We start from the raw sequence: 12663 nt of genomic DNA on the forward strand, positions 1-12663 counted from the left end.
GGAATTGATTAATTGGAGGGAATGGAATGCAAATATTGACGAAGATATCAGGTAAAAGCAAGGATTATCTACCGTTGCTGGATATGATCAATCAAGGTGTTCAAGTAAAGGCTGATTCAGTTGAAAAGAATCTAGCGAATGATAAGCTTGCTGCGTTCCTTGAGCAAGATATTGCGCGTACAGGTTTGGAAAAAATTCTCTTCCATTATAAACAAAATAAGGAAAAAAAGATACCGTTCCTGCCGGTCGATAAACTGATTTCAGAGGATGAGATCGATGATATTATGCAGGTGCTGAAAGAAGTATTAAGTTCAGGCCGTTTTACATCAGGCCCTTATATTCCAAAGTTTGAAAAGACGCTCGCAGCGTACTTAGGGAAAAAATATGTGATTGCCACATCAAGTGGAACAGATGCCTTGATGATCAGTTTAATATCAGCAGGCGTCCATCCTGGAGATGAGGTCATCCTACCTGCCAACAGCTTTGCTGCAACAGAAAATGCAGTGCTTGCGATTGGTGCGGTTCCAGTCTATGCCGATATTGATCCAGACACCTACTGCCTAGCGCCGAATGAAATAGAAAAGCATATCACAGATAAGACAGTATGTATTCTCCCGGTTCATTTGTATGGAAAGCAAGCGGATATGAAGGCCATTTCGACGATTGCGAAACGGCATGGTCTATCGATCATTGAGGATGGCTGTCAGGCGATTGGCAGCAGCGGGCTTGGGGCATTTGGAGATGGACTTGTTCTCAGCTTTAATCCTTACAAAAACCTTGGAGTTTGCGGGAAGGCAGGAGCCATCGCAACAAATGATGAAGCCCTAGCAGAAAAATGCATGGAAATCAGCTATCACGGTTTTGAACCAGGAAAGAAAAACGTGAAGCGCAGTGACTATGGCTTTAATTCTAAGATTGATAACTTACAGGCCGCAATCGGGCTAGAACGAATGAAATATTTAGGTTTACAAAACTTTAAACGCTTTTACTTGGCAAAGAGATACATAGATCAGCTGCAAACGCTGGAGGACGAGGGCTATATAAAGCTTCCGAAGCTGACAGAGGATCATGTATGGCATCTATTCCCGATCAGAGTGGTGAAGGGAAGCCGAGATGAGCTGGCAGAGAAATTACTGGAAATGGGCATAGAAACAGATGTCTATTACCCGATTTTATCGCATCAGCATCAAACGAATCTTGTTTCTCAAAAGTATAAACAAACGGCACTTCCACATACGGAAAAAGCCGTACAGCAATTACTCCATTTGCCGCTTTACCCAGGTATGCCGCTGCAAGATCAGGAGAAAGTCATCGAGGGGGTCCATCATGTTATCAAATCTTCCATTCAATAAAAAGCTTGTGCATCAACCGCAACATCCGCAGTGGATCGTCTTCTGTGATTTCGATGAGACCTATTATTCTCACGGAATGACCGAGGAGCAGAGAGAGGATGTAAAACGGCTGGAAGCTTTTGTGGCAGAAAAGAGCGAAGCCGGACAGCTCATGCTAGGCTGGGTGACGGGAAGCAGCCTCGATTCTGTTACGAGCAAAATGGAGAAAGGCGGTTTCTATCAATTCCCGCATTTCATTGCGTCGAATTTAGGAACTGAAATCGTGTATACATCAGATGGGAAATTTGGACAGCCGGATGCAGAATGGATGAAACGGCTTGATGCACAGGGCTTTTCAGACGAAAAAATTGAAGATATTCTGCAAGCCGTACGTGAAAAGGGGATCACCCTTAGGCCGCAAACGCAGCTAGGCAGCTCTGGGTATAAAAAGAATTTCTATTATCAGGAGCAGGATGAACGAACAGATTTCCATCATCTATCGTTCATCCAAACACTTGCGAAGGAGCGGGGTGTGGCGGTGAACATCAACAAATGCAACCCACTTGCGGGTGACCCTGCGGATTGCTATGACGTTGATTTTTTACCAGTGGGAACAGGGAAGGATGAAATCGTTCGGTTTATGCTGAATCAATATAACCTGTCAAAAGATAAGGGTTTTGCTTTTGGTGATAGTGGGAATGATCTGCGGATGCTTCAATCCGTCACGCACGGCTTTCTTGTTCAAAATGCAACAGCTGAAGCCAAACGGCACCATCATCAAATTTGTCATCATGGGTATGCAAAAGGAATCTTTGAAACATTGAAAACAGTGATGTATAAACATGAGGAGGCACATTCATGAAGAAAATTGGAATTGTTGGAGCAGGGAATATTGCAAAAGCACATGCTAGAGCATTATCAACGATCAAAGGTGCAGAATTATCTGGGGTCTATGACTTGCACGAATCCGTCGCACAAGGATTTATTAAACAGTACGGCGGACGGGTGTATGCCAGTATCGAAACACTAGCGGATGCATCAGATGGATTGATCATTGCTTCCCCTAACTTCTGTCACAAGGACCATGCCCTTCAGGCGCTTAGAGCAGGACAGCCGATTTTATGTGAAAAACCGATGGCTGTATCGTTAAAAGAAGCGAAGGAAATGGTGGAGACAGCCAAACAGTTCCAGGTTCAAGCCAGTATGGGCTTTAACTATCGCTATTTATCCTTTGTGAATATTTTGAAGAACTTGATCGCCAATGGTGAATTAGGACGCGTTTTGACAGTACGGACACATTTTAAGAAAAATAGTGCCCTTAGAAGAAAGACATTTTCGTGGAGAGACAGCGGCGAAAGTCTGCGTACAAGCGGTGCATTAGGAGATTTAGGGATTCATTTGATTGATATGCTGTGGTACTTATTTGGCAGTGAAATGAAAAAAGAATCCCTTAATACGAAGATGCTGACTCATGTAAAGGAAAAGGAAGAGAAAAAGGTACAGGTCGATGACCATACCGAAATTTTTGGGCAAATGGAGAATCAAGTGTTCTTTCATTTGGTGACGTCCAAAAGTACGCAGCCGGAGGAATGTGGATTTAGTGTAGAAGTGGTGGGGCATGACAAGGTTTTTAAATACCATACAAACATGAAAAACGAATATGAGATCAGTGATGGCTTGTGTGTAGAGCGTCATCAAATGCCGCAAACATTGCTGACAGATCCACCAAATGAATTTTATGGATGGTCTGATACATTCCGTGATCAGCTGATGCATTGGGTAAATACAAACTCATATCCATCTCATATGAAGGTAGCTGATTTTGAAGATGGTTATCGCGCGCAGGCTGCGCTGAATACGTGCTTCGAGAGGGAAGAGGCTGTCGTCTCTGCCCGCGCATATTAATGAAGAGGTGGAGCGGAGGATATCATGACTCCGCTCCTTTTTAGAGGAAGTGAAAAGATGAAAAAGGTGTTTTATTTTGGCTGTATCTTTTATTTTTTTATTGGGACCATTCATGTGTTTTTTGGCAGTTTAACGCCTTATTTGCTGTCTAGTTATGATAAGGGTCCTGGGGAATTATCTTCTTTAATCTTCTTTCAGTTTATTGGCTTTTTGACAGGCGTTCTTTTGTCGCCCATTCTTGTGAGGAAAAAAGGTTATGGGGCTGTCCTGACAATGGGGTTGCTGCTGATGATCGGAGCGCTTCTTCTTGGCCTTTTGGTGCCAGGTTGGACGATTCTTGTGGTGGCAGGTTTTTTCCTTGGGAGCGGTGCTGGCAGTCTTGAGACAACGGCCGGGGCGTATGTCATTTCAATGGCAAACAGTGCAAAGCGAATCAGCATCATGGAAGTCTTTTTTGGATTAGGTGCATTATTATTTCCTCTATTGATTCTGCTGACTGTGACAGAGGAAACGTGGCATTATGTGTTTTTATTTCAAGTCGGTGCACTGACTTTTTTCCTTATGCTGTGGCTTACTTTTATGAATAAGCTCCCTCGTGGGCAGATGGCGGCTCCTTCTCAAGACATGAAGAAATCATCCTTGCTGTTTGATCGAGGGAATCGAATGATTGTGGTGCTGATGATCTGTTTTGCGTTTTTCTACGCAGGAATTGAAACGAACTTTGCGAACTTTTTACCGTCGATCATGCTAGAAAAAGGGGGAGACAACTGGGGTCTTTTTGCGGTCTCTACTTTTTGGACAGCGATCGTCATTGGCAGAACTGTCATTGCGAGAAAAGCCGATCAGCTGCATCCGCTTCGTTTTTTAAAGTTAAGCGCAGCGCTGATGATTGTGCTACTCGCCGTATTTGCTCTAGCCACCCACATCGCCGCGCAGCTAATTCTTATCTTTTTCATCGGTCTGTGCGCAGCTGGCATGTTCCCCATTGCCTTGACGGCTTCTGCATTAATGATTGAAAATGCCATCGACGAGGCCACGAGTTATTTTATTGCCGCCGCTAGTTTAGGTGGAGCTTGTTTGTCCTTTTTGATTGGGTTTAGCCTTGAGTGGGCAGGTGCGGCAAGCGCCGTCTTTGTTTTCGCCTTTTTAGCTGTTCTCCTTTTTGCGGCTGCCATTCAAATGAATCGATCTCGGAAAAAAGAAACCATACCCACACAGCCGCCGGCGATGAAAGCCGATCGATAAGCAGCTGATCTGGTGGCTCCTCCTTTTGTATAGCTTATCTTCAGAAAAGGTGACGAAGGACTTGTACTAAAACAACGAAAGCGTGAATAACATGTACAAGTCAGCATCAAAAGGAGGACGTCTATGTGGCGGTGTTTTTTGGTTATATCTTTTTAGGGTTGTCACTTTCAGCGCCTGTTGGGCCAGTCAATGCAGCCCAAATCGACAGAGGGATTAAAAGTGGATTTTGGCACGCTTGGATTTTTGGTGTGGGGGCTATGGCTGCGGATATTGTCTATATGCTCCTCATCTATTTTGGTGTCGCCCAGCTTTTGACTGCACCTCTTGTGAAAACCTTTTTGTGGCTGTTCGGCTTTTTCGTTCTGACCTATACCGGTATTGAAAGCCTTCGTAAAATCAACTTGCAGGAAAGTCCAAAGAAGGACGGAGGAAACACGTCGATCGGGCATTCGTTCATGACGGGATTTTTTATTTCTCTTTCCAACCCGCTTAGTATTTTATTTTGGCTTGGGATCTATGGCAGTATTTTGGCCAATACGATCGAAAAGTATGGAGCATCTCAAATGCTGATGTACAGCGTGGCTATTTTTATCGGCATGCTCTTATGGGATTTCTGTATGGCGCTGCTCGCCAGTACGTTTAGACGGTATTTAAATGAACGAATTTTGCACGGCTTATCCGTTCTGGCAGGTCTCTCTTTACTTGGCTTCGGTGCCTATTTTGGATATCAAGGAATCATGGCGCTCATTGGATAGAATGGTTGATAAGAAAAAGGGCTAAAATCTAAATCATTTTAGCCCTTTTTCATATTTGACAGAAATAGGACACTCTTCAATAATGATGGAAGATACATAAAATTGAAGGAGTTTTTGCCATGCGTATGTTCCTGCCAGCATTCAACTATGTGTGTATGCTGATTTTGTCTGTGATCACAGCGACATTTGTTTATACCATGTTGTTTGCCCCACCTGATACGAGATTCAGTTATGTGGAGGTCACCAGTCTTTTCATTTTGATCGCTTATGTCCTATTTGCTGCACCTATCCAAATGGTTTTACACCGTCATCCTGAGAAGTTTCGACGCCGTGATTTATTGGTTTATTTTATCGGGGCGTGGGTGGTTTGTACGGCGCTCGCATTATGGATTGATTATGGTGTTGTCGTCTTTATTAGCTACAAAGTTTATCTATTTAGCTTTTGCGCGGCCTTTATTTATTGGCTGCTTGATTCCGTCTTTTTAAAGAAGAAACAATCATAAAGGCTTTTCCCGTTTTTTCTCTTGAACATGAACGTGTATGACCTTCGAGAGTCCGCTTGATACAAAAGCAAGAGCCGTCATCAGAAGGACCCAATATAGATTGCTAAGGTCAAATCCAGTATAAGCGAAGATGAAAATCATCGAAATCACGGACGTTAATATGAGGACAGGCCATATCCGTTTAAATAGCAGATAACCAACAAATCCCCAAAGGAAAGCCATCACTGGTAGTGTAAATAAGATCAGATACATCGGATGGAGAAAAAGAAGACGCATGTCATTCACCCATTTCTTTTATAATGACCAACTCTATTAGATAGAGGCGGCTAAATGATGATATGCAGAAGCATACTCATACATGATTAGATAAATGGAAGTGAATTCCTGCTTCATCCGGCAAATCAACCACCTTGTGAATGTCCAGTGAAAGTCGTTGAAGGACAGTCACCACAGCTTTTTCCTCCTCATAGGCTATGGAGAAGACGCTAAAACGAGGTGGAAAAAAATGGCCCAGCTGTATGCAAAAAGTTGCCTTGATCAAAATCTACGATCACTCGAAGAATGGAAGCAGGATGCCTTCACACAGTTTGGAGAGATGGTAGGGGATGAGGCAGATACATTTCCGTGTGTACCAGGCAGACAAGGATTTTTTCTCGATCATTTACGCTATGGATTTGTCGGTGATCTGCGGGGAGACGGGGCAGTGAATGAGTTAGCAGAGCTGCTAAAAGAATATCAAGGCTGCGCTAAACAAACTGGTCAATACGCTTCATTTATCTGCTTTTTTGAAACTCCGCAGGATTTAAAGGAAAGCTCAATTGAAGAATTTGAGCAGCAGTTCTGGTCATTGCTTCAACGGTTACATCAAAAAGATGCAGTGCCATGGCCTGAAGAGGTTCCACTGGACCCTCATCACCATGAATGGGAGTACTGTTTTCATGGCGAGGCTTATTTTATTCTGTGTTCGACACCAGCTCATAAGCTCAGAAAGAGCCGCCACTTTCCATATGCCATGATGGCATTTCAGCCTAGATGGGTGTTCGAAAAATTGAATGGATCGACCAAGTTTGGACAAAAAATGAGCCAGCTCGTTCGCAAGCGGCTCAAAGCATATGATCAAGTTGACGTCCATCCATCATTAAAATGGTACGGTGATCCAACAAATCATGAATGGAAACAATATTTTCTCTCAGATGATGAGGCGGAGAAACCAGCCTCCGCCAAATGTCCATTTACTGCTTTAAAAAACATGATGAAATTATGATGCGGCCTGATCCTGTTTCCATTTCTTCCTCATAAAGAGTACCATGATGGCAATGACGGCGATGATCCCAAGGCTTATAAAAAAGCCGGGTCGTCCGCTTGCCTCTGTCAAAGTGCCTGAAACAGCTGCACCAATTAAGAGCAGGGCAAGAATCATTTCGCACGTTTGGCGAGTGGATGGCTTTGACAGCTTTTTGCTCGAAAGCAGAATAAACACCCATGTGTACAAAAGGGTTAAACCGGCTGCTGTAGTGAGATGCTCGTAAATGTGTTTGGACAAAAAGAGTGCTAGCAAAATGGAGACAATCAACCCTGCAGCAGTTAAAAGAATTGAAGACCATCTAACATGAGATGGTTCTTTTTGTTTAAAACAAGCAGGTGCATCCTGATGCTCCGACATCGTGCCAAGCAGCGTCGTGACCGCATAGAGCGAGGCAACCAATGTAGAAAACCCGGCAATAATGAAAATGCCATTAAAGATATGAAGGAAAATGGATAAATGAAATGGTTCCAGTGATGTAATAAATGGACTGCTATTCTCGTTAAAGGCTGTCACTGGAACAAGCAAAAGCGCAAGTCCGATGGAGACGATATAAATGACAGCAAGAATGATCAGCATCACACGTCCAGATTTTGCGGCGTCTTTCGGGTCTTTTAAATGAACCGCCATCAGCCCCATGACTTCAATTCCCCCGAAAGCATAAAACGCATAAATCAGCCCATTCCATAGACCGAGCGGGCCGAGCGGCATCCATTCATGGTCTTTATTTGGCAGGTGGAGGGTGGGCCTATGCTCTGTGAGAATGCCGCATAAAACAAGAACGGCAAGGACGACAAACAATAGGATCGCCCCGGTTTTCAGCACGGCAAGGACATTTTCCGTCTTTTGAAAAGAAGAAAGCCCAATGATAATCACAAGCAGGGCAAGAGCGGAATAAATCGCTGAAAACACCCATAGTGGAATGGATGGAAACCAGTGACGAGTAAAAAGAGAAATCGCCGTCAGCTGACTCCCTGTGATCAGCATTTCTGAAAACCAATACACCCAGCCATTACTAAAACCCGCCCAGCGCCCATAGGCTTTTCGGGCATAGGAACAAAATGATCCCTTATCTGGGTTCTCGGCTGTCATCGCAGCCAGGTGTTTAAAGACGAGATATGTGCCGACTGCCGCAAGCAAAAATGAAATGCAGACGGAATAACCGGATTTTGTAATAGCGATGCTGGAACCAAGGAAGAAACCAGTGCCGATTGTACAGCCGACTCCGATAAGAGAAAGCTGCCACCAAGATAAAGATTGTTCTTCTTTCAATGCATGTGCAACACCTTTCCGATTCAATAGCATTAGCTTGTGACCGCCTCTTTTTTTTATACATGATCAAGAGGACGTTTTGGGCATACTGTCAACATGGAAAGGAGTGCATGTGATGAACGGAGAATACGTGATTTTACCAAAGGATGGATTTGGCTTTCGGTTAGGAAAAGGACAATGTATGCGAGTGGTTGATGTCGAAGGGCAGCAAGTAGCAGATGTGATGGCCTATCATGAAAAGGATTTTTATGAAAAATTTGATCAAGGCGCTACAATGGACAGCCTGTTCTCTTCCAAGGTGAAAAAGGGAGATCAGCTTTATTCTAATTTATATAAGCCAATGTTTACGGTCATTGAAGATACAGTCGAATGTCATGATTTATATATGCCTGCGTGCCGGCAAGAAATGTATCAGCTCTTATATGGCAGGACGCACCTAGAGGTCATGCATACATGCTACGATAATCTCAGAACAGCCTTTGAGCCATTCGGTATTCCGAAGGAGGATATGTATTATCCTTTTAATGCGTTTATGAATACAGTCATTGATGAAAAAGGAAAGCTGTCTGTCGAGCTGCCAAAATCGCTCCCTGGTGATTACATTCGTCTGCGTGCAGAAATGGACCTTATCGTCGCGGTGTCTGCATGTCCTGCCGACATTGGAAAATGCAATGGCTCAAGCTGTACATCCATCCGGGTGGAGATTGATTGAAAAGGAAAGACCAGTCAAAGAGGCTTGGTCTATTTCGTTTGTGAATGTTTGATCATTTATGAAAAAGGGGAACGTCTAAAAAATATCTTTTTTCAAAACATGATATAATAAAGTGGCTAAAATCGTAGGTAAATCAATTGAAATGGAAGTAAAACCTGTTCTCTTCATGTAGAGGATGCTTAGGAGGAAAAGTGTATGAGTTTGCAGAAAAAAATCAGCCAAGAGTTGCATGTGCAGCCCTCAATTGACCCAAAGCAGGAGATCGAAAAACGGGTTGGATTTCTAAAGGCTTACTTGAAAAAGACCGGTGCAAAAGGATTCGTTCTCGGTATTAGCGGCGGACAGGATTCAACGCTTGCCGGCCGTCTCGCTCAGCTCGCTGTAAGTGAGCTTCGTCAAGAAGGAAAAGAGGATGCTGTCTTTATTGCAGTCCGCCTTCCGCATGGCACGCAGCAAGATGAAGACGATGCGCAGCTGGCTCTATCATTTATTCAGCCGGACAAGTCTTGGAAATATGACATCGCACCTGTCGTGACGGCATTCAGTGAACAATATCAAAAGGAAACAGGCGGTGCGCTGTCTGATTTTAATAAAGGGAACGTCAAAGCACGTATGAGAATGATCGCACAGTATGCCGTCGGTGGACAGGAAGGCTTACTTGTCATTGGAACGGATCATGCAGCTGAAGCTGTGACTGGGTTCTTCACGAAGTATGGTGATGGCGGTGCAGATGTTCTTCCGCTCACAGGTCTTACGAAACGCCAAGGACGGACGCTACTAGAAGCGCTGCAAGCACCAGAGCGTCTATACTTAAAGAAACCAACAGCCGATCTGCTTGATGATAAACCTCAGCAAACGGATGAAACAGAACTTGGTATTACGTACAATGAAATTGATGATTACTTAGAAGGAAAACCAGTTTCAGATCAAGCAGCAGAAGCGATTGAAAAGCGCTATGTTCAATCAGAGCATAAACGCCAAGTACCCGCTTCCATGTTCGATGACTGGTGGAAATAAAATAAGTGACCTCTCCAGAAGATGGAGAGGTTTTTTTATATCAAATTTCAGCTGAATTTGACAGAATGAATCGAAAATGGTTCATTAATTAGTAGAACGATCTACATAAGTCTGTTTGACTAAATAAAGGGTAAATAGAAGAATAATTGGTGAAATAATTAGTTCGATTCACTTAATTTCTCATCAAAAGACAGTATTTTCAGAAAAAATGATTGACGATAAAAACGAATGCGCTTACAATGAAAACACATTCCAAAAAGTGAAATTGAATTCCACTAGACGGAATAAAAGGAGTCGTTCATCTCCAAATAAGTGGCTAAAGGAATGATTCACACAATGAAAAATCGAAGTGCACTGGAAATATACAAAGAAGGAGGCGCTTGGTGGGAGACTGAGATTAGTCATATTCAAAAAAATTCAATTGAACTTCGGGGCTATCCAATTGAAGAGCTTATTGGTCAATTATCGTATCCGCAGATGCTTTATCTACTGCTTGTTGGTGAATTACTAGATGATTCGAAGGCAGCTCTTTTTGAAAGTGTTCTTGTCGCAGGTGCGGATCATGGGCCAAGAGCACCGTCTATTGCAGCGGCAAGAATGGCGGTTACGTGCGGCATTTCGTTTAATTCTTCTGTTGCAACAGGAGTGAATCTATTAGGTGATATTCATGGCGGAGCCGGAGAAAAGGCGATGCGTATGTTGTACGAAGCCAAAGCGGTTTATGATGTACAAAAAGATATGAAGTCTGCTGCAAAGCAAGTATGTCAGACATGGTTAGCTCGCAAGGAAAAAATTCCGGGAATCGGTCATCAGCTGCATGATGATGATCCGAGAGTGAGACGGCTGTATGAGCTGAGTCAAACATATGTGCAGCAAGGTGATATCAGCGGAACGTACTTACGGTTAGCTGAGGCGATTAGACATGAACTTGAACAATTAAAAGGGAAAAAAATCACGATGAACATAGATGGTGTATCTGCTGCGATCCAATGTGAATTAAACATTCCAGCTGAAGCGGCAAAAGGCATCTTTTCCTTATCCAGAGGAATGGGCATCGTGGCGCATGCATATGAAGAGCTGACAAAAGGTGCCCTAGTGAAAGGTCCTTGCCCGAATGAAGAAAGACTTGTTCGTTATGCGGGGGTCGGGACGCGTCACTTGAAGGAGGGTGAGAGAATTTGAGTGAATTGAAAGCGTTGTCATATATAAACGGCGAATGGCTGGATGCAAACCATGTCAAAGAAGACATTATCAATCCATACTCTGGGGAAATGATCGGTACATCCTATCTTGCATCCTCAGAAGATATAGAACAGGCGCTTTCTATTGCGCAGCAAGCTAAAAAGCAATTAGCGGCAATATCAGCATTAGAACGCTCAACGCTTCTAACAAAGGCAGCTGCCTTATTGGAAGAACAAAAAGAGCATTTTGCAAAACTCATTTCTTTAGAATTAGGCAAACCGCTTAAAAATACAAGAGATGAAGTCTCACGATCAATTGAAACGCTGGCGCAGTCAGCCGAAGAAGCCAATCGACTAATCGGTGAGACCATTCCTGGCAATGTATCTTCCCGTGGACAGAGAGCAATGGCGATGACATTTAAAGTACCGGTTGGGGTTGTGCTGGCGATTACGCCTTTTAATGCGCCTCTCAACTTAATTTGTCACAAAATCGGTCCAGCTTTTGCGGCAGGGAATGCCATTATTTTAAAACCAGCACCGCAAACATCAGCTGTTGCCACAGCGTTTGTTAAGCTCCTGCTTGAAGCAGGGTTTCCTGAAAAGAGCCTGCAGCTTGTGATTGGAGGAGTAGACGCCGGCAGACAGTTAGTCACTGATGAAAGAACCAATCTTGTTTCTTTTACTGGCGGTGCGGTGGGCGGAGAACATATTTCAAACTCTGCTGGATTAAAAAAGGTACTACTGGAACTCGGAGGAAATGGAGCGACGATGGTTCATCATGATGCAGATATCGAGCAAGCCGCATCTCTTTGTGCCAAAACGGGCTTTAGCAACTCTGGTCAAAGCTGTATTTCTGTTCAAAGAATTTATGTTCACAAGCAAATTTTGTCGACATTTACTGAGACACTTAAACAAAAAGTAGAGCAGCTTGTCGTTGGAGATCCGCTGTCTAGTGAAAGTGATATCGGCTGTATGGTTGATGAACAGGCAGCAAAACGTGTGGAAGCATGGATACAAGAGGCAGAGAAAATGGGTGCCGAGCTTCTATCTGGAGGACAACGAAATGGCGCAAGCATCACACCGGCTATTTTGCTAAACCCGCCAAAACAAGCCAAGGTCGTCTGTGAAGAAGTGTTCGGCCCAGTTGTCAGCATTCTCCCTTATGAGGAGCTGAATGAGGCCATTCAAGAAGCAAACGATAGTCGATATGGTCTGCAGGCAGGTGTCTTTACGAATCAGCTGGATGTTGCGTTACACGCAGCAAAAGAGCTTGAAACTGGCGGCGTAGTCATCAATGGGACATCGAATTTCAGACTAGATCACTGGCCATATGGCGGGATTAAACGAAGCGGTATTGGAAGGGAAGGCCCACGTTTCGCCATCGAGGAGATGACCGAAACCAAAATGGTTGTGCTGCCAAATGGGCTATAAAGGGGGCA

Annotated in this window: 12 protein-coding genes; 11 read left to right on the forward strand and 1 reads right to left on the reverse strand. The window is 43.8% G+C overall.

Annotated elements, in window-relative coordinates; all coding sequences use genetic code 11:
* Positions 1-26 precede the first annotated feature (26 nt).
* The 7 genes from M2353_RS01335 (at position 27) to M2353_RS01370 (ending at position 7003) form a co-directional block, all read left to right on the forward strand.
* On the forward strand, positions 27-1352 hold the full coding sequence (locus tag M2353_RS01335) for a DegT/DnrJ/EryC1/StrS family aminotransferase (RefSeq protein ID WP_284724784.1): 1326 nt from the start codon (positions 27-29) through the stop codon (positions 1350-1352).
* A complete protein-coding gene (locus M2353_RS01340; protein ID WP_284724785.1) occupies positions 1327-2193 on the forward strand; it encodes an HAD-IIB family hydrolase in 867 nt (288 codons plus the stop codon). Before M2353_RS01335 ends, M2353_RS01340 begins: the two co-directional genes overlap by 26 nt.
* Entirely contained in the window at positions 2190-3236 is a 1047-nt protein-coding gene (locus tag M2353_RS01345) for a Gfo/Idh/MocA family protein (protein ID WP_007498302.1), read from the forward strand. Before M2353_RS01340 ends, M2353_RS01345 begins: the two co-directional genes overlap by 4 nt.
* A 57-nt stretch (positions 3237-3293) precedes the next feature.
* Positions 3294-4481: an MFS transporter gene (locus tag M2353_RS01350; protein ID WP_284724786.1), complete on the forward strand. Its 1188-nt coding sequence runs from the start codon at positions 3294-3296 to the stop codon at positions 4479-4481.
* A 125-nt stretch (positions 4482-4606) separates the two neighbouring features.
* A complete protein-coding gene (locus M2353_RS01355; RefSeq protein WP_284724787.1) occupies positions 4607-5236 on the forward strand; it encodes a LysE family translocator in 630 nt (209 codons plus the stop codon).
* 119 nt (positions 5237-5355) lie between these two features.
* Positions 5356-5739, forward strand: coding sequence for a UPF0715 family protein (locus M2353_RS01360; protein WP_041508211.1), 384 nt, complete (start codon positions 5356-5358; stop codon positions 5737-5739).
* Positions 5740-6244: 505 nt separating this feature from the next.
* Positions 6245-7003, forward strand: a complete 759-nt coding sequence (locus tag M2353_RS01370) for a YqcI/YcgG family protein (protein ID WP_284724788.1) — start codon at positions 6245-6247, stop codon at positions 7001-7003.
* Here M2353_RS01370 and M2353_RS01375 read toward each other — a convergent pair.
* Complete coding sequence (locus M2353_RS01375; RefSeq protein ID WP_282746523.1) at positions 6998-8347, reverse strand: amino acid permease; 1350 nt, start codon at positions 8345-8347, stop codon at positions 6998-7000. The two genes, M2353_RS01370 and M2353_RS01375, sit on opposite strands and share 6 nt — an antisense overlap.
* An 82-nt stretch (positions 8348-8429) precedes the next feature.
* On the opposite strand from M2353_RS01375, the gene M2353_RS01380 reads away from it, so the two are divergent.
* The 4 genes from M2353_RS01380 (at position 8430) to M2353_RS01395 (ending at position 12655) form a co-directional block, all read left to right on the forward strand.
* A complete protein-coding gene (locus M2353_RS01380; RefSeq protein WP_024718981.1) occupies positions 8430-9026 on the forward strand; it encodes a DUF1989 domain-containing protein in 597 nt (198 codons plus the stop codon).
* 195 nt (positions 9027-9221) lie between these two features.
* Entirely contained in the window at positions 9222-10043 is an 822-nt protein-coding gene (gene nadE / locus M2353_RS01385) for an ammonia-dependent NAD(+) synthetase (protein WP_284724789.1), read from the forward strand.
* 324 nt (positions 10044-10367) lie between these two features.
* Positions 10368-11225 carry a citryl-CoA lyase gene (locus M2353_RS01390; protein ID WP_082626996.1) on the forward strand — a complete coding sequence of 286 codons (858 nt, stop codon included), beginning with the start codon at positions 10368-10370 and terminating at the stop codon, positions 11223-11225.
* Positions 11222-12655, forward strand: a complete 1434-nt coding sequence (locus M2353_RS01395; protein ID WP_284724790.1) for an aldehyde dehydrogenase family protein — start codon at positions 11222-11224, stop codon at positions 12653-12655. Before M2353_RS01390 ends, M2353_RS01395 begins: the two co-directional genes overlap by 4 nt.
* The last annotated feature ends 8 nt before the right edge of the window (positions 12656-12663 follow it).

Source organism: Bacillus aerius (assembly GCF_029894105.1).
In the GTDB taxonomy this organism is placed as follows: domain Bacteria; phylum Bacillota; class Bacilli; order Bacillales; family Bacillaceae; genus Bacillus; species Bacillus altitudinis.

Bases quoted from the DNA above. Each gene is read 5' to 3' on its own strand.
- M2353_RS01335 (WP_284724784.1), top strand. From the start codon at position 27: ATGCAAATATTGACGAAGATATCAGGTAAAAGCAAGGATTATCTACCG.
- M2353_RS01340 (WP_284724785.1), top strand. From the start codon at position 1,327: ATGTTATCAAATCTTCCATTCAATAAAAAGCTTGTGCATCAACCGCAA.
- M2353_RS01345 (WP_007498302.1), top strand. From the start codon at position 2,190: ATGAAGAAAATTGGAATTGTTGGAGCAGGGAATATTGCAAAAGCACAT.
- M2353_RS01350 (WP_284724786.1), top strand. From the start codon at position 3,294: ATGAAAAAGGTGTTTTATTTTGGCTGTATCTTTTATTTTTTTATTGGG.
- M2353_RS01360 (WP_041508211.1), top strand. From the start codon at position 5,356: ATGCGTATGTTCCTGCCAGCATTCAACTATGTGTGTATGCTGATTTTG.
- M2353_RS01370 (WP_284724788.1), top strand. From the start codon at position 6,245: ATGGCCCAGCTGTATGCAAAAAGTTGCCTTGATCAAAATCTACGATCA.
- M2353_RS01375 (WP_282746523.1), bottom strand. From the start codon at position 8,347: ATGCTATTGAATCGGAAAGGTGTTGCACATGCATTGAAAGAAGAACAA.
- M2353_RS01380 (WP_024718981.1), top strand. From the start codon at position 8,430: ATGAACGGAGAATACGTGATTTTACCAAAGGATGGATTTGGCTTTCGG.
- nadE (WP_284724789.1), top strand. From the start codon at position 9,222: ATGAGTTTGCAGAAAAAAATCAGCCAAGAGTTGCATGTGCAGCCCTCA.
- M2353_RS01390 (WP_082626996.1), top strand. From the start codon at position 10,368: ATGATTCACACAATGAAAAATCGAAGTGCACTGGAAATATACAAAGAA.